This window comes from Microbacterium gawkjiense (assembly GCF_031932225.1).
Classification (GTDB): Bacteria; Actinomycetota; Actinomycetes; order Actinomycetales; family Microbacteriaceae; genus Microbacterium; species Microbacterium gawkjiense.
In genome coordinates, this window is the sequence record NZ_JAUZVV010000001.1 from 450,549 (window position 1) to 465,950 (window position 15,402).

The 15,402-nt window shown below is 72.4% G+C and carries 13 protein-coding genes; 7 read left to right on the forward strand and 6 right to left on the reverse strand.

Going from position 1 to position 15,402, the window contains the following annotated elements:
* Genes coaBC through Q9S71_RS02255 form a run of 3 tightly spaced genes read left to right on the forward strand, consistent with a single transcriptional unit; the run spans position 1 to position 3,986 of the window.
* Positions 1-1,206: a bifunctional phosphopantothenoylcysteine decarboxylase/phosphopantothenate--cysteine ligase CoaBC gene (gene coaBC / locus Q9S71_RS02245; RefSeq protein ID WP_311860255.1), complete on the forward strand. Its 1,206-nt coding sequence runs from the start codon at positions 1-3 to the stop codon at positions 1,204-1,206.
* A 58-nt stretch (positions 1,207-1,264) separates the two neighbouring features.
* Positions 1,265-3,067, forward strand: coding sequence for an AMP-dependent synthetase/ligase (locus Q9S71_RS02250; protein WP_311860256.1), 1,803 nt, complete (start codon positions 1,265-1,267; stop codon positions 3,065-3,067).
* A 19-nt stretch (positions 3,068-3,086) separates the two neighbouring features.
* Positions 3,087-3,986: a DUF1295 domain-containing protein gene (locus Q9S71_RS02255; RefSeq protein WP_311860257.1), complete on the forward strand. Its 900-nt coding sequence runs from the start codon at positions 3,087-3,089 to the stop codon at positions 3,984-3,986.
* Positions 3,987-4,107: 121 nt separating this feature from the next.
* On the opposite strand, the gene Q9S71_RS02260 is transcribed toward Q9S71_RS02255, so the two are convergent.
* The 3 genes from Q9S71_RS02260 to Q9S71_RS02270 are packed head-to-tail and all read right to left on the reverse strand — an operon-like array spanning position 4,108 to position 7,682.
* Positions 4,108-6,192 (reverse strand): S9 family peptidase, encoded by a 2,085-nt coding sequence (locus tag Q9S71_RS02260; RefSeq protein ID WP_311860259.1) that lies wholly within the window; start codon positions 6,190-6,192, stop codon positions 4,108-4,110.
* 44 nt (positions 6,193-6,236) lie between these two features.
* A complete protein-coding gene (locus Q9S71_RS02265) occupies positions 6,237-6,809 on the reverse strand; it encodes a cysteine hydrolase family protein (protein ID WP_311860260.1) in 573 nt (190 codons plus the stop codon).
* Positions 6,810-6,845: 36 nt separating this feature from the next.
* On the reverse strand, positions 6,846-7,682 hold the full coding sequence (locus Q9S71_RS02270) for a DUF72 domain-containing protein (protein WP_311860261.1): 837 nt from the start codon (positions 7,680-7,682) through the stop codon (positions 6,846-6,848).
* A 93-nt stretch (positions 7,683-7,775) separates the two neighbouring features.
* Here Q9S71_RS02270 and Q9S71_RS02275 point away from each other — a divergent pair, with 93 nt between their 5' ends.
* Complete coding sequence (locus Q9S71_RS02275; protein WP_311860262.1) at positions 7,776-9,431, forward strand: RecQ family ATP-dependent DNA helicase; 1,656 nt, start codon at positions 7,776-7,778, stop codon at positions 9,429-9,431.
* Positions 9,432-9,691: 260 nt separating this feature from the next.
* Here the strand turns inward: Q9S71_RS02275 and Q9S71_RS02280 are convergent, their stop codons facing one another.
* The 3 genes from Q9S71_RS02280 to Q9S71_RS02290 form a co-directional block, all read right to left on the reverse strand.
* Entirely contained in the window at positions 9,692-10,576 is an 885-nt protein-coding gene (locus tag Q9S71_RS02280; RefSeq protein WP_311860263.1) for an aldo/keto reductase, read from the reverse strand.
* Positions 10,577-10,656: 80 nt separating this feature from the next.
* Positions 10,657-12,366, reverse strand: a complete 1,710-nt coding sequence (locus tag Q9S71_RS02285; RefSeq protein ID WP_311860264.1) for a long-chain-fatty-acid--CoA ligase — start codon at positions 12,364-12,366, stop codon at positions 10,657-10,659.
* Positions 12,367-12,439: 73 nt separating this feature from the next.
* Positions 12,440-13,057 (reverse strand): TetR/AcrR family transcriptional regulator, encoded by a 618-nt coding sequence (locus tag Q9S71_RS02290; protein WP_311860265.1) that lies wholly within the window; start codon positions 13,055-13,057, stop codon positions 12,440-12,442.
* A gap of 75 nt (positions 13,058-13,132) precedes the next feature.
* Here Q9S71_RS02290 and Q9S71_RS02295 point away from each other — a divergent pair, with 75 nt between their 5' ends.
* The 3 genes from Q9S71_RS02295 to Q9S71_RS02305 all read left to right on the forward strand — a co-directional run bounded on the left by Q9S71_RS02295 (position 13,133) and on the right by Q9S71_RS02305 (position 15,401).
* Positions 13,133-13,744 (forward strand): GNAT family N-acetyltransferase, encoded by a 612-nt coding sequence (locus Q9S71_RS02295; protein ID WP_311860266.1) that lies wholly within the window; start codon positions 13,133-13,135, stop codon positions 13,742-13,744.
* Positions 13,745-13,753: 9 nt separating this feature from the next.
* Positions 13,754-14,272 (forward strand): DUF2087 domain-containing protein, encoded by a 519-nt coding sequence (locus Q9S71_RS02300; protein ID WP_311860267.1) that lies wholly within the window; start codon positions 13,754-13,756, stop codon positions 14,270-14,272.
* A 61-nt stretch (positions 14,273-14,333) separates the two neighbouring features.
* Entirely contained in the window at positions 14,334-15,401 is a 1,068-nt protein-coding gene (locus Q9S71_RS02305) for a sodium:calcium antiporter (protein ID WP_311860268.1), read from the forward strand.
* Position 15,402 lies beyond the last annotated feature (1 nt).

Genomic DNA, 15,402 nt, shown 5'->3' on the forward strand with positions numbered 1-15,402 from the left:
ATGTTCGTCGTCGTGGGCGTCTCGGGCGGCATCGCCGCGTACAAGACGGTGCAGGTGGTCCGTGCGCTGGTGACCAACGGGCACGAGGTGCACGTTGTTCCCACCGAGGACGCGCTCCGCTTCGTGGGGACCGCCACGTGGGAGGCGATCAGCCGCCATCCTGTCACGACGAGCGTGCACGACGACGTCGCCGAGGTGCGTCACGTCGCCCTCGGCACGCAGGCCGACCTCGTGATCGTCGCGCCGGCGACCGCCAACACGCTCGCGAAGATGGCCGCCGGGATCTCCGACAACCTGCTCGGCGTCACCCTCCTCGCGACGACTGCGCCCGTCGTCGTCGCCCCGGCGATGCACACGGCCATGTGGGACCACGCCGCGACGCAGGCGAACATCGCGACCCTCCGCGAGCGCGGCGTGCACATCGTCGGCCCCGCCGACGGACCGTTGACCGGCGGCGACAGCGGCCCGGGGCGCATGGTCGAACCCGACGAGATCGTCGCGGCGGCCCTCGCCGCCGCCGGAGCCCCGGCATCCGATCTCGCGGACCTCCGCGTCGCGGTCTCGACCGGCGGAACGCGCGAACCGATCGACCCGGTGCGCTACCTCGGCAACCGCTCCAGCGGAAAGCAGGGTGTCGCCGTCGCCCTCGCCGCCGCCGATCGCGGCGCGTACGTCCACCTCGTCGCCGCGCACGTCGAGGGCACCGTGCTCGACCGCGCTCTGCACCACCCGAGGATCGCCGTCGAGCGCGCACTCACGGCCGGGGAGATGGATGCCGCGATGCGGGCCGCGGCCGGCGAGGCCGACGTCGTCGTCATGGCCGCCGCGGTCGCCGACTTCTCGGTGCGCGAGGTCTCGGACGTCAAGATCCGCAAGGAGGACGGCACCCTCACGCTCGATCTGATCGAGAACCCCGACATCCTCGCCGGCCTCGTCCGGGACCGCCGTCCGGGACAGACCCTCGTCGGGTTCGCGGCCGAGACCGCGGCCGACGAGACGGAGCTGCGCGAGCGCGGCATCCGCAAGCGCGCGCGGAAGGGCGTGGACCTTCTCGCCGTGAATCGCGTCGGCTGGACGCAGGGCTTCGAGTCGGGCGAGAACGCCGTGCTGTTCGTTGACGCGTCGGACGAGGTCACTGCCCGCGCGAGCGGGACGAAGAGCGCCGTCGCCGACGCGCTCTGGGACGCCGTGCTGCGCCTGCGCTGACCGCGTCGTCGCGCGGAACCCGCGGCATCCGATTCGTCGAACGCTCCGAATCATCTGCGTGCCGCAGATTCACACTCCCCTTCTCGCGCCCGCGGACGGGTACCGCAACGTCACCGACCTGCTCGTCCGGCGGGCCGAGCGCGCGCCGGATCACGCCGCGTTCGACGTCCCGGTCGGCGACGGATCGTGGCGTCAGGTGTCGACGGCGCAGTTCCTCGCCGACGTCCGGCGACTCGCGAAGGGGCTCATCGCCGCCGGGGTCGCCGCCGGCGACAGCCTCGCGATCCTCGCCTCGACCCGCTACGAGTGGGCGGTCGCCGACCTCGCCGCGTGGTTCGCCGGCGCCGTCGTCGTCCCCGTCTACGAGACGTCCGCGCCCGTCCAGGTCGCCGGCATCGTGCGCGACGCCGACGTCGTGCTCGGCGTCGGGGGGACCGAGGCGCAGACCCGGCTGCTCGCGGACGCCTTCGCCGAGACCGGCACCGGCCGGCTCGGGGCGTACGCGATGGACCCGCGCGACCGGGTGACCGGCGGCATCCCGGTCCTCGACGACCTGCGTGCGCGCGCCGACGAGGTGACGGATGCCGACCTCGAGCAGCGTCGCACCGCCGCCGACCGCGACACGCCCGCGACCATCGTCTACACCTCTGGCACGACCGGCGAGCCCAAGGGCGCTGTTCTCACGCACGAGAACTTCCTCGGCCAGGTGCTCAACATCGCGGCGGCGTACGGCGAGGTCGTCCACGAGCGCGGGAACACGATCATCTTCCTGCCCCTCGCCCACGTCCTCGCGCGCGGGCTGCAGCTGATCTGCCTCGCGAACGGCATGCGGATCGCCCACCTCAGCGAGCCGAGCACCGTCGTCGAGACCCTTCCCGTCCTGCGGCCGACGTTCCTCGTGGTCGTCCCGCGCGTCCTCGAGCGGATCCAGGCGGCGGCCGCGCAGAAAGCGGATGCCGCGCACCTCACCCGTGTCTGGCGCGCGGCCGTCGCCACGGCCGTCTCGAGCGGGCGGGCTGCGGAGCGCAGCGCGGACGGGCGGGCACCGGCATCCGTTCGTCGGCGCCTGTTCGAGGTGCTGTTCTACCGGCGCCTGCGCGCCGTGATGGGCGGCCGGGTGGACTACATTCTGTCGGGTGGGGCGCGGCTCGACCCCGAGGTGTCGCTGTTCTTCCGCGGGATCGGTGTGCCCGTGATCGAGGGGTACGGCCTCACCGAGACCACCGCACCGCTCACCGGCAACCTGCCCGGCGACATCCGCGCCGGGACTGTCGGACGCCCCCTGCCCGGTTCCACCGTGCGGATCGGCGACGACGGCGAGATCCTCGCGAAGGGGATCGGCGTCTTCCGCGGTTACCGCGACCCCGCGCACGACGCGGACGCGTTCGTCGACGGGTTCTTCCGCACCGGCGACCTCGGCCGCTTCGACGCGGACGGACGACTCGTCATCGAGGGTCGCGCGAAGGACGTCATCGTCACCTCCACCGGCAAGACCGTCGTCCCGGCGCCGTGGGAGTTCGCCGTCGAGTCCGACCCGCTTGTCTCGCACGCCGTCATGGTCGGCGAAGGGCGCTCGTACCTGTCGGCGCTCATCCTGCTCGACCCCGAGGAGGTCGCCGCCCGCGGCGGCGCCCCCGCCGGCGGCGCGCTGCGCGAGGTGGCCGACGCGGACCTGCGCGCCCGCATCCAGCGCAGCATCGACGCCGCCAACGCGCGCGTCGCCCGCAGCGAGCAGGTGCGACGGTTCGTCCTCGTCGCGGCCGACCTCGCCGACACGACCATCGTGACCCCGACGCTCAAGATCAAGCGTCGCGTCCTGCTCGAGCGCGGTTCCGACGTCGTCGCCGCCCTCTACCGCTGACCCCACCCGAAAGGCCCCCATGTCCCCGCAGAACCGTTCCGCGCTCCTCACCGTCGTGGTGGGACTCGTCATCGGCGCGCTCGTCGCCCTCGCCGGCAGCCAGGGCGGCGCCACCGTCGGCGGCGTGCCCGTCTTCGCGATCGCCGTCGCCGCCGCGTTCGCCGTGCAGGTGCTGGTCTACATCCCCTCGGCGATCGCCCGCACCGAGCGCTTCTTCGACGCGACCGGCAGCGCGACCTTCATCCTCGTCACCGTCGGCGTCGTGCTGCTCTCGCCGTCCCCCGACGCGCGGTCGCTGGCCCTCGCCGCCATGGTGATCGTCTGGGCGGTGCGCCTGGGATCGTTCCTCTTCATCCGTATCCACCGCTCCGGCAGCGACGACCGCTTCGACGCGATCAAGGTCAACCCGCTGTCGTTCCTACGCGTCTGGATCATGCAGGGCCTCTGGGTGAGCATCACCGCCGCGGCAGCGTGGATCGCGATCGCCTCGGGCGATCAGCGCGGCTTCGACGTCTTCGCCGTCGTCGGCATCGTCGTCTGGGTCGTCGGCATGCTGATCGAGGTCGTCGCGGACGCGCAGAAGACCGCCTTCAAGGCCGACCCGGCGAACAAGGGCCGGTTCATCCGCACCGGGCTGTGGTCGCGGTCGCGGCATCCCAACTACTTCGGCGAGATCCTCGCCTGGATCGGCGTCGCCCTCGTCGCGGCGCCCGTCTTCGAGGGCTGGCAGTGGATCGGTCTGCTCTCCCCGGTCTTCGTGATCCTGCTCCTCACCCGCGTGAGCGGTGTGCCGCTGCTGGAGAGGAAGGCCGACGAGCGCTGGGGCGGTGACGCCGACTACGAGGCGTACAAGACCGCGACGCCCGTGCTCGTCCCCATGATCGTGCGTCCGAAGGCCGTGAAGGCCGCCGCACGCTGACCCGTTCGGGCAACGGGGAACGGAAGCGGGCACGGGGGTCGTGCCCGCTTCACCCGCTCCGGGGACGCGGGATGCCGCACGTCGGCATCCGACGCGACGACTCGCGTCCCCGGAACGCGACTCAGCCGAGCCCGGCGACCTTCGGCGCGGGCTCGCCGTGCACGTGCTCGCCGAGGAAGCCGAACACCGTCTCGTACCAGACGACGGCGTGCTGGGGCTTCAGTACCCAGTGGTTCTCGTCGGGGAAGTACAGGAACCGGTGCACCGTCGTGCCGTCGTCCTCGCCGAAGTGCTCGTTGAGCTCCGACCAGAGGCGCAGGCTCTCGCCGATCGGCACGCGGTAGTCGCGGTCGCCGTGGATCACGAGCAGCGGCGTCGAGATGTCCTGCACGAAGCGGTGCGGTGAGTTCTCGATCATTCCCTCGGGCGTGAAGATCTCCTGCCAGTACGACGAACTGTCGGTCGTGCCCGCGAACTGGTCGAGCGCCCACAGGCTCGCGTGCGTGACGATCGCGCGGAACCGGTCGGTGTGGCCCGCGACCCAGTTGGCCATGTACCCGCCGAACGAGCCGCCCATCGCCGCGGTCTTCGTCTCGTCGATGTCGGCCCGTGCCACGACCTCGTCGGTGATCGACATGAGGTCGGTGTAGGGCTTGGCGCCCCAGCTGTTCCAGCCGCGGGCGATGAACTCGAGGCCGTACCCGGTCGACAGGGCGGGGTCGGGCAGCAGCACGGCGTACCCGCGGGCGAGGGCGAGCTGCGGGTTCCAGCGCCAGCTCCAGGCGTTCCAGCTGTTCAGCGGCCCGCCGTGGATCCACAGGAGCAGGGGTGCAGGGGATGCCGCATCCGCCCCCTCGGGCAGGAGCAGCCAGCCGCGTACCCGGGCGCCGTCCTCGGCCGTCGTCTCGACCTCCGTCATCGTGCCGGCGGGCGTCGGCAGCGGAGCCGGGGTCGCCAGCACGGTCACGGTGCCGTCGGGGTCGATGCGGACCGGATGCGGCGGCACCATCCACGACGAGCGGAGCGCGACGAGCGCACCCGTCGCGCGGTCGACCGACACGTTCGAGTACGCGTGGTCGTCGGTCGTCAGCTGCACGGGGGCGCCGCCGTCGAGCGGCACGCGGAACACCGGCCCGCGCCCGTCCTGGTCGGCCGTCACGATGAGCGCGGTGTCGTCGTGGGCGAACGCGATGCTCGTCGGCCAGCGGTCCCAGCCCTCGGCGAGGCGGCGCGGCTCGGAGCCGTCGATCCCGGCAACCCAGAGCTCCTGATCGGCGGGCCCGGTGGGGTCGGAGAACGCCGCCCGCCCGTAGGCGATCGACCGGCCGTCATGGCTGATCACGGGTGATTCGAAGTACGTCGAGCGCTCCTCGAAGAGAATCGTCCGGTCCCCCGACGCGACGTCGATCGAGACGACCGCGAACCGCTCGGCACGCCCCTGCGGAAAGCGCATCGCGGCGATGAGCGTGCGCCCGTCGGGGGTGAGCGCGGCGCCGGCGGTGTCGGCTGTGCGGCCGGGCGCGGGCGTCAGGTCGCGCGGGCGCGGAAGGGATGCCGGGTAGGGGGTCGTGGCATCCGGTTCGTCCTCGGCCGTGTCGGAGGCGGCGAACGACCGGACCGAGTCGGAGAGGTCGCCGAGGTCGAGCGAGAGCAGGTGCGGCTCGGCGGGGCCGAGGTCGTGATCCCAGTACCGCACCGGGTAGGTCGTGTGCAGAATCGCCGACAGCTTGCGCTTCTTGCGCTCGGCGCGCAGCGTCGCGTCGGCCTCGAACGAGTCGGCCGAGGGCAGCAGGTCGGCCGACAGGACGGCGACGGATGCCGCATCCGCGACGGCCGCGATCCCCGATACTCCCCCGGCCAGGCGGGTGATCGCGCGGGCGTCACCGCCGCCCGCGGGCAGCAGCCAGAGCTGCGCCGCGTCGTCGTCTCCGTCGCCCTCGGCGTCGGGGCGGGCGCTCACGAACAGCAGGTCGCCGTCCGCCGTGAATGCGGCGCCCTGCTCGCCCTTCGCCGATCGCGTGAGCCGCCGCGCCGAGCCGCCGCCTGTCGCGGGGACCTCCCACAGTGCGCGGTCGTACCCGGTCTTGTCCTTGTTCAGCGTCGCGACGGTGAGGACGGCGCGGGTGCCGTCGGGCGACAGCGCGACGGCGTCGATGCGGGGCAGGGCGATGTAGTCCTCGAGCGAGGCGAAGGGGGTATGCGGCATCCCTCCACGCTAACCGCGCACCCGCCGGGGCGACAGGACCCGGCTCAGCGCACCAGGTCGGCGGTGGTGACGACCGTCGCGAACTCGCCGTCGAGGTTCGTCGCGGTGACAGCCGCCAGTGTCGCGGCCGGGACGACCGTGCCGTCGGGCGCCGTGCGGTCGAACGAGTGGGTCGCGTCGAGGGCGAAGTACACGTCGTACCCGAGGTTGCCGCCCACGCGCGCCGTGGTCTCGCAGCAGTGGTTCGTCGAGATGCCGGTCACGACGAGCTGCGCGATGTCATTCGCGCGCAGCCACGCGTCGAGGTCGGGCGACCCGTGGAACGAGGAGTTGACGCTCTTCGTGACGAGCAGATCCGGCGTGCCGGTGACCTCGGGCTTGAGGTCGTTGCCCGGCTGCCCGGGCCGCAACGGCGAGGCATCCGACGTCGAATCGTGCCGGACGAACACGACCGGCCACCCCCGCTCGCGCCACCGGGCCAGGAGCGCGGCGATGTTCGCCTCGCACGCCGGATTGTCACGCTCGCCCCAGTGGGCGGTGTCGTCGAATCCGCGCTGCACGTCGACGACGAGGAGGGCGGCACGGTCGAGGGCGAGGTCTCGCGGCGGGATCTGCACGCTCCGAGCCTGACACGTCGCACGTCCCGGCAGCTGTCACGGAACGGAGGGATCCTGCCGAACCCGCTCCCCCAACGCGAGGGCGTCGTGCGGGGCGAAGCCGCGCGCATCGTTGTCGAAGTAGACGTACACGTCCCGGGCCGGATCGCCCTCGGCCCACCCGCGGATGCGGCCGGCCCAGGCATCCAGCTGCGTCGAGGTGTAGCCGCTCGCGTAGAGATCCTCCGCCCCGTGCAGGCGAACGTAGGTGAAGGATGCCGTCTGTTCGCCGAACGCCGGGAACCGCCCTGCCGTGTCGGCCACCACGAGCGAAACGTCGTGCGCGCGGAGGATCGCCGCGGCATCCGGGCTCTCGAAGGAAGCGGACCGCGGCTCGAACGCGTAGCGGATCGGCCGGTCCGCCTCGATCTCGAGCCAGCTCCGTCCGTCCACGCGGGCGTCGTGCCGACGCGCGAGCTCGAGGGCCTCGCCCGTCGTGCGCGGGAGGCCCGCAACGAACGCCTCGAGCACCTCCGGCTCGAAGGCGAGCCGCTCGGGGAGCTGCCAGAGCACCGGCCCCAGCTTCGGGCCGAGCGCGAGCACGCCCGAGGCGAAGAAGTTGGCGAGCGCCGTCTCCACACCGCGCAGGCGCAGCATGTGCGAGACGTAACGGGAGCCCTTGACGGCGAAGACGAACCCGTCGGGCGTCTCGTCGCGCCAGCGCTGGTAGCTCGCCGGGCGTTGCAGGGAGTAGAACGATCCGTTGAGTTCGACCGTCGGCATCCGCTCGGCGACATAGGCGAGCTCGCGCCGCTGCACCAGGCCGGACGGGTAGAAGTCGCCCCGCCAGCGCGGGTAGCGCCACCCCGAGATCCCGACCCTCACCGTCGCCACCGCGCACTCCTCTCCATCCGCCCGACCCTGTGCCCCTGCGCCGCGGGTGTCAAGGGTGTCCGCGGATGCCGCATCCTCGACGACCGTGGAGGGATGCCACGCCGCTCCACCTCTGCACCGTCCGCCCCCGATCGCGCCGAGGTCGAGCGCGTCGCCGCCGAGCGGTTCGGACTGACGCACCTGCGCCCGGCCCAGCTCGACGCGATCGAGGCGGCCGCCGGCGGGCGCGACGTGCTCGTGGTCTGGGCGACGGGGTCGGGCAAGTCCGCCGTCTACCAGGTGACCGCGGCCCTGCGCCCGGGCGTGACCGTCGTGGTCTCCCCGCTCATCGCCCTGCAGGAGGACCAGCTCGCGGGTCTCGAGCACGCACCCGACGCCCCGAAAGCGGTCGCCCTCCACTCGGGTCGCGCCGAGAAGGCCCGCGCCGACGCGTGGCGTCGCCTGCGCGCGGGCGAGGCGACCTACGTCCTGCTCGCTCCCGAGCAGCTCGCCAACGACGAGGTCGTCGCCGAGCTCGCGAAACTCGACATCGCCCTGCTGGCCGTCGACGAGGCGCACTGCATCGCCTCGTGGGGGCACGACTTCCGTCCCGACTACCTGGCCCTCGGAGAGGTCGCGGCGCGGCTCGGGCGGCCCCCGATCCTCGCGCTGACGGCGACGGCATCCACTCCCGTCCGGGAGGAGATCGCCGCCCGTCTCGGGCTCGACGACCCCTCCGTGCACCTCGGCGACGTCGACCGGCCGTCGATCCGCCTCGGTGTGCGCCGTCACGGCGACGACCGCGAGAAGCGCGCCGCCGTCGTCGACGAGGTCGCGTCGCTGCCGGTCCCCGGGCTGCTCTACACCTCGACGCGACGCTCGGCGGAGCTCTACGCCGACGAGCTCGTCGGCCGCGGCAAGCGGGCGCGCGCGTACCACGCGGGCCTGCCGGCGAAGGAGCGCGCCGAGGTGCACCGGCAGTTCCTCTGCGACGACCTCGACGTCGTCGTCGCGACGAGCGCCTTCGGCATGGGGATCGACAAGGAGAACGTGCGCTTCGTCATCCACGCCGACGTCCCCGAGTCCATCGACGCCTACTTCCAGGAGCTCGGCCGCGCCGGCCGCGACGGCGAAGAGGCCCACGGCACCCTGCACTACCGCGCCGAAGACCTCGCCCTGCGCCGCTACTTCGCGACGAAGAATCCGGATGCCGCGGAGCTGCGCACCCTCATGCGCGCCATGTCGACCCGGGCTCGCACGAAGTCCGCCCTCGCGAAGGACGCGGGCCTGTCACCCCGGCGCGTCACCGGACTGCTGACGCTGCTCGTCGACACCGGGTCGGCGCGCGCGTCGAAGTCGGGCGTCTCGCTACGGCGGAATCTCGACGAGCGCGCCGCCGTGAAGGCCGCGCTGGAACGGGTCGAGGAGCGCGAGCGCATCGAACGCTCCCGCATCGAGACGATGCGCGAGTACGCCGAGACGCGGCGCTGCCGCCGACAGGTGCTGCTCGGCTACTTCGGGCAGGAACTTGATGAGCCGTGCGGCAACTGCGACACGTGCGCGGCGGGAGCCGCCGACGCCGCGCGGGCCGCGGCATCCCCCTCCGACGCGGGCTTCGAGATCGACGAGAAGGTCTCGCACCGCGAGTGGGGTGCCGGCACCGTCGTCTCGATCGACGACGACCGGATGCGGGTCTTCTTCGATAGCGAGGGTTACAAGGTGCTGTCGCTCGAGATCGTCGAGCGGGAACACCTGCTCAAGGCCGGCTGACGTCCCGAGTGCAGGTCAGCCGGCGGCTTCGGGCCGCCACGGTCGCCACTTCTCGCCCTGAACCTGCACTCGGCACAACCACCGCGGCTCAGGGTCGAGCTAGCCGCGGACCCCATCGCCGACGACGTACCGGGCGTCACCGCAGGCCGACGCGTGCCGAGTACAGGTCAGGCAGCCGCATCAGGCCCGTACGGGCCACGCAACGCACGCTGAATCTGCACCCGGCACGCCCGACCGGACCCCGGAGGTCGAAGCCCGCCTCAGACGTCGATACCGACCGCGGCGGAGCAGCGGGCGAGCTCGTCGGCCGAGAGCTCAAGGTTCCGCGCCTGGAACGAGTCGGTGATGGATGCCGGGCGGCTCGCCCCGGGGATGGGGATGACGGTCTCGCCGAGCGACAGCTCCCACGCGAGGACGACCTGCTGCGGGCTGACGCCGTGGTCGCGGCCGATCTCGGCGAACGCGGTGAACCGCTCGCCGACCGTGCCCGCGCCGCCGATGCCGCCGAGGGGGCTCCACGGCAGGAAGGCGATGCCGTGCTCGACGCAGTACCTCAGCTCGCCGTAGCTGCCCGGGTGCCGCGGCGAGAACTCGTTCTGCACGCTCGTGAGACCTCCCTCGCCGAGCACCTCCTGCGCGATCTGGATCTCCTCGACGCTCGCGTTCGAGATGCCGACCGTGCGGACGAGGCCCTCGTCCTGCAGGGTCTTCAGGTTCTGCATGATCTCGCCGTAGACCATCCACCGGTCGGGCCGGTGGTACTGGTACAGGTCGATGACGTCGACCTGCAGGTTCTGCAGCGACTTCTGCACGGCGCGGCGGAGGTAATCGAGCGAGCCGTCGCGCCCGAAGTCCTTCTCCGCGGTGCGCGTGATGCCACCCTTCGTGGCGACGACGATCGACGACCGGTCGCCGTCCCAGCCGGCGAGCGCGTCGGCGACGATGCGCTCGTTGTGGCCCATCTCGTCCCAGCTGGGCGCGTAGATGTCGGCGGTGTCGATCAGGGTGACGCCGGCGTCCAGCGCCGCCCGCACGGTCGCCACCGCGTCGTCGTGCGACGGGATGCCGTTGCCGTTCATCGAGACCGGCATGGCGCCGAGTCCGATGGCCGAGACGGTGAACGGTCCGAGAGTGCGCTGCGACATGGGTCTCCTTCGACGGGGTGGTGGGGGTGCGGCATCCACCCTGCCATCCACGGATGCCGGCGGCGAGAGCCCTTGACAGATCAGCGCGCGGTCAGCTGCTCGCGCACCTGACGGCGCAGCACCTTGCCGATCTGCGACCGCGGCAGGTCGTCGAGCTGCACGACCTTGCGCGGCACCTTGTACGACGCGAGGTGCGAGCGGGCGAAGTCCTTGAGAGCGGATGCCTCGAACACCGTCCCCTCCTTCATCACGACGGCGGCGACAACGTCCTCGCCGCCGGTCGGCCGCGGCACGCCGACGACCGCGGCGGATTCGACGTCGGGGTGGAGGGTGAGCACCTGCTCGACCTCGCTCGGGCTGACGTTGAAGCCGCCCGTGATGATGAGCTCCTTGACGCGGTCGACGACGGTGACGAAACCGTCCTCCGAGACCGTGACGATGTCGCCGGTGCGCAGCCACCCGCCGTCGAGGAGGACCGCGGCGGTGTCCTCGGGCCGGCGCCAGTACCCCTGGAACACCTGGGGTCCGCGGATGAGCAGCTCGCCCGCTTCGCCCGCCGGACGGTCGACGGTCGGATCGTCGGGGTCGACGACGCGGATCTCGGTGCTCGGGAAGGGCACGCCGACCGTGCCGGGGCGCCGCGTCGGGCCGATAGGGTTGCCGAGCGCGACGGGTGAGGTCTCGGTCATGCCGTAGCCCTCGACGAGCAGACCGCCCGTCGCCTCCTCCCACCGCGTCACCGTCGGGACGGGCAGGCTCATGGCGCCCGAGATCGCGAAGCGGATGCTGGAGAGGTCGACGCCCTTGCGGGTGCTCGCGCGCGACAGCGCGTCGTAGATCGGCGGGACGCCGGGCAGGAAGGTGGGCGGCGACTTCCTGAGCGCGCCGACGACGAGGTCGACGTCGAACTTCGGGAACAGCACGATGCGTGCGCCGATCGACACCGCGAAGGTGAGGCAGAGCGTCAGCCCGTAGGCGTGGAACATCGGCAGGACGGCGTAGAAGGTCTCCTCGCCTTCGCGGAGCCCCGGCACCCACGCGCGCCCCTGCGCCGCGTTGGAGCGGAGGTTGCGGTGCGACAAGACGGCGGCCTTCGGCATCCCGGTCGTCCCGCTCGTCAGCTGCAGGAGCGCCGTGTCGTCGAGGACGGGGCGCGGGTGCTTGCGCGACAGCCGGCGGGCCCTGGTGAACTGCGACCACCGGATGACGCCGCGCGCGGTGGGCTTCGAGGTCATCGCCTCGCGCCGCTCCCGCAGCGCCGGCACCGGCACCCGCAGGGCCGTGCGCATCGCCCACGGCAGCGCATCGGTCATGTCGACCGCGACGATCGCGCCGGGGGCGACGTCGCTCGGGAACTCCGCGACGATGTCGGCGACCTTGTCCCAGACGATCGCGACGACCGCCTCGTGCACCTCGAACTGGTGCCGCAGTTCGCGGGCGGTGTAGGTCGGGTTGTGCTCGACGACGATCGCGCCGATCCGCAGCGCGGCGTAGAAAGCGACGATGTGCTGGGGGCAGTTGGGCAGCACGAGCGCGACCCGGTCACCCGCGCTCACGCCCAGTTTGCGCAGCGCGTTCGCCGCTCGGGAGACCTGTTCGCCGAGCTCGGCGTAGGTCGTCTCGGAACCGAAGAACTCCGTCGCGACCTTGCTGCCGTAGCGCTCGACCGCATTGTCGAGCAGGTCCACGAGGGTCTCGTCGACGGGGTCGATGTCGCTCGGGACGCCGGGCGCGTACGCGGCCAGCCAGGGGCGGTCCTGCAGATCGGATGCCGGGGGTGTCGGGCTCATGGTGATGTCCTCCTCGGTGTCCCGCCAGCGTAGGGCGGCGCTCCATGCGTCGGCTGAGGGTTGACGCGGGGGGTCAACGGCGGCGCTCGAAGGCGGCGAGCCCGGCCGACAGCGCCTGGATGACGTCGTCGACATGGGCGTCGTCGCCGGTCGCGAGCCACCACCCCGCCAGTCCCTCGGCGGCCGCGTGGATGACGGCGACGAGCGTGGCGGTGGGGACCGTCGTCGCGGCGCCGCGGGCCGCCGCCCACGCCTCGACCAGCCCCTCGATCTCGGTGCGCACCGCCTCGGCGTCGGCGCGGGCCGCGTCGGCGAGCGCCGCCGACGCGCGGGCCATCGCGGTGAGCTCGGCCAGTCGCTCGTGGCGCACGCGGTCGCGCTGGAGTTCGGCGATCACGGTCGTCAGCGCCGCGGCGACCGCCTCCGCGAGTGGCAGGGGGGCGAGCGGCTCGGCCCAGAGTCGCCCCGTCAGGAGTTCGGACTCACGGCGCAGCAGTGCCGAGACGAGCTCGGTCTTCGAGCCGAACGCGTAGCTGACGACGCGGTGGGCGACGCCGGCGCGCTGGGCGACGGTGCGCAGCGACAGGGCGGAGACCCCGTCGTCCACCATCACCTGCACGGCGGCGTCGAGCAGTTGCCGACGTCGGTCGTCGACGTCGAGGTAGGTCCGGCGGGGTGACGGGTCGTTCACAGTGTTCTCCGAGCGGGCGGCGCGTGGGCGACTCCATACTAGTTTTATCCACCCGGACCAATTTAAGGAGAGATCATGATCACCGTGACCCCCGCCCGCGCCGACGACCTCGCTCCCGCCGCCGCGATCCTCGCCGAGGCGTTCGAGAAGGACCCGGTCATGGCGAGCGTCGTGCCCGGCTCGGCCCGGCGACGCGAGCGGCTCACCGACCTGTTCCACGCACTCCTCGCCAGCGGTCCCTACGCGACGGGCACAGTCGACCTCGCCCACGACGCCGACGGCACGATCCTCGGTGTCGCCGCCTGGGAGGGGCCGCACGCCGAGCGCGGCTCCCTCGCGCGCCAGGTGGGCGAGCTCCCGCGGTTCGGTCGCGCGCTGGGCTGGCTCGGCATCCCCCGCGCCCTCGCCCTGCTCTCGCGACTGGCCCGCCACCGGCCGCGCGCCCCGCACTGGTACCTGGCCGAGATCGGGGTGAGCGCCGCCGTGCGCGGCAAGGGCGTCGGCAAGGCGCTGCTGTCGGCGCAGCTCGACACCCTCGACACGACGCGCCAGGTCGCGTACCTCGAGTCGTCCACGCCCGACAACCGCCGTCTCTACCGGCGCCTCGGGTTCGAGGAGCTCAGCCCGATTGAGGGCGTGCCGGGAGCGCAGCCGGTCGCCATGCTGAGGCTGCCCGCCGCGCGGTAGCGTGCAGGAATGGAGCGATCAGGCGATGGCCAATGGCGTCCGCTAGTCGCGGCCCTCGCGAACGACCGCGTCCGCGAGGTGTTCGCCCGGTTGACGCTCGGTGCGGACGCGGACACCGCCCTCGAGAGCCCGTCGCCGTCACGTCGGCGCCATGTCGTCGAGACGCTGCGGCGCGCCGGTCTCATCACGGACGACCTGCGCGCAGACGGCGACGCGTTCGCCCGCCTCCTCGCCTCCGCACCCGCGACGCCGAGGCCGGCGGGGGTCGAGCGCTATCTCGCGCGGGACGGGCGTCTCGCCGGCTACCCGTCGAGCCCGAACGAGCGTCGCGAGCTGCTGACCGTTCTCGCCCGTCGCGTACTCCGACCCGGGGAGGTGCTCGACGAGCACGGGATCAACGAGCGGCTCGCAGCGCTCACCGACGACGTCGCCGTGCTCCGGCGTTACCTGGTCGATCACGAGCTCGTCGAGCGGACGCGCTCGGGCACCGCGTACGCGCTGGTCGCGGAGCCGCCTCCGTCGGAATAGACATCCGCAGCGCGTCGTCAACCGCTGTACCGATCACCCGGTCCGGGTGTGCACTGGTGCGGTGAACTCGCTTCCGTTCTGGCTGGTCGTGATCGTCTTCGTCGCAGCCGCCGCCGTCGTGTGGGTCGCCGGCATCCAACTCTCGAAGACCACCGACGTGCTCGACGCGCGCTGGCACATCGGCAGCGCCTTCGGCGGACTGATCATCCTCGCCGTCGCGACGAACCTGCCCGAGATCGCCATCACGGTCAGCGCCGCCGCGGCGGGCAATCTCGGGGTCGCCGTCGGGAACATCCTCGGCGGCATCGCGCTGCAGACCGTCGTCCTCGTCGTGCTCGATGCGTTCGGCCGCCGGGGCCGCGGGGTGAAGCCGTTGACCTACCGGGCGGCATCCCTCGTCCTGGTCCTCGAGGGGCTCGTCGTGGTGGCCGTGCTCGCCGCCGTCGTGGCCGGCAGTCAGCTGCCGGCCGGACTGGTGGCCTTGCACCTGACTCCGGACGTGGTCCTCATCACCGCGCTCTGGGTCGCGGGTCTGCTGCTCGTGCAGCGCGCCGGCCGCCACCTGCCCTGGAGCGGCAGCGGAACCGCCGACGGCGCCTCGCCGCACACCCCCGGGCACCGGCGCTCGAAGCCGCAGCATCCCCACAAGAGCCGGCCGACGTGGCTCGTCGTCACGATCTTCCTCGTCGCCGCGGCCGCGACCCTCGGCGCCGGCGTCGTCCTCGAGCGCGCCGGCGACGCCATCGCGGAGGACATCGGGCTCTCGGGCGTCCTGTTCGGCGCCACGTTCCTGGCTCTCGCGACCGCGCTTCCTGAGATCTCGACCGGCCTGCAGGCTATCCGCCAAGGCGACGACAACCTCGCGATGAGCGACATCTTCGGCGGCAACGCGTTCCTCCCGGTCCTCTTCCTCATCGCGTCGGTCATCTCGGGGCAGGCGGTCCTGCCGCGCGCGGGCGCGACGGACATCTACCTCACCGCCCTCGCCGCCCTCTTGACCCTGGTCTACGTCGTCGGGCTCATCTTCCGTCCCTCGCGGCGGGTGCTGGGGATGGGCGTCGATTCGCTGACGGTCCTCGTGCTCTACGCCGTGGGGATCGCCGGGCTGTTCGCCGTCGCCTCGGGCTGAC

Bases quoted from the DNA above. Each gene is read 5' to 3' on its own strand.
- Q9S71_RS02280 (WP_311860263.1), bottom strand. From the start codon at position 10,576: ATGTCGCAGCGCACTCTCGGACCGTTCACCGTCTCGGCCATCGGACTC.
- Q9S71_RS02300 (WP_311860267.1), top strand. From the start codon at position 13,754: ATGGAGCGATCAGGCGATGGCCAATGGCGTCCGCTAGTCGCGGCCCTC.
- Q9S71_RS02275 (WP_311860262.1), top strand. From the start codon at position 7,776: ATGCCACGCCGCTCCACCTCTGCACCGTCCGCCCCCGATCGCGCCGAG.
- coaBC (WP_311860255.1), top strand. From the start codon at position 1: ATGTTCGTCGTCGTGGGCGTCTCGGGCGGCATCGCCGCGTACAAGACG.
- Q9S71_RS02255 (WP_311860257.1), top strand. From the start codon at position 3,087: ATGTCCCCGCAGAACCGTTCCGCGCTCCTCACCGTCGTGGTGGGACTC.
- Q9S71_RS02295 (WP_311860266.1), top strand. From the start codon at position 13,133: ATGATCACCGTGACCCCCGCCCGCGCCGACGACCTCGCTCCCGCCGCC.
- Q9S71_RS02285 (WP_311860264.1), bottom strand. From the start codon at position 12,366: ATGAGCCCGACACCCCCGGCATCCGATCTGCAGGACCGCCCCTGGCTG.
- Q9S71_RS02260 (WP_311860259.1), bottom strand. From the start codon at position 6,192: ATGCCGCATACCCCCTTCGCCTCGCTCGAGGACTACATCGCCCTGCCC.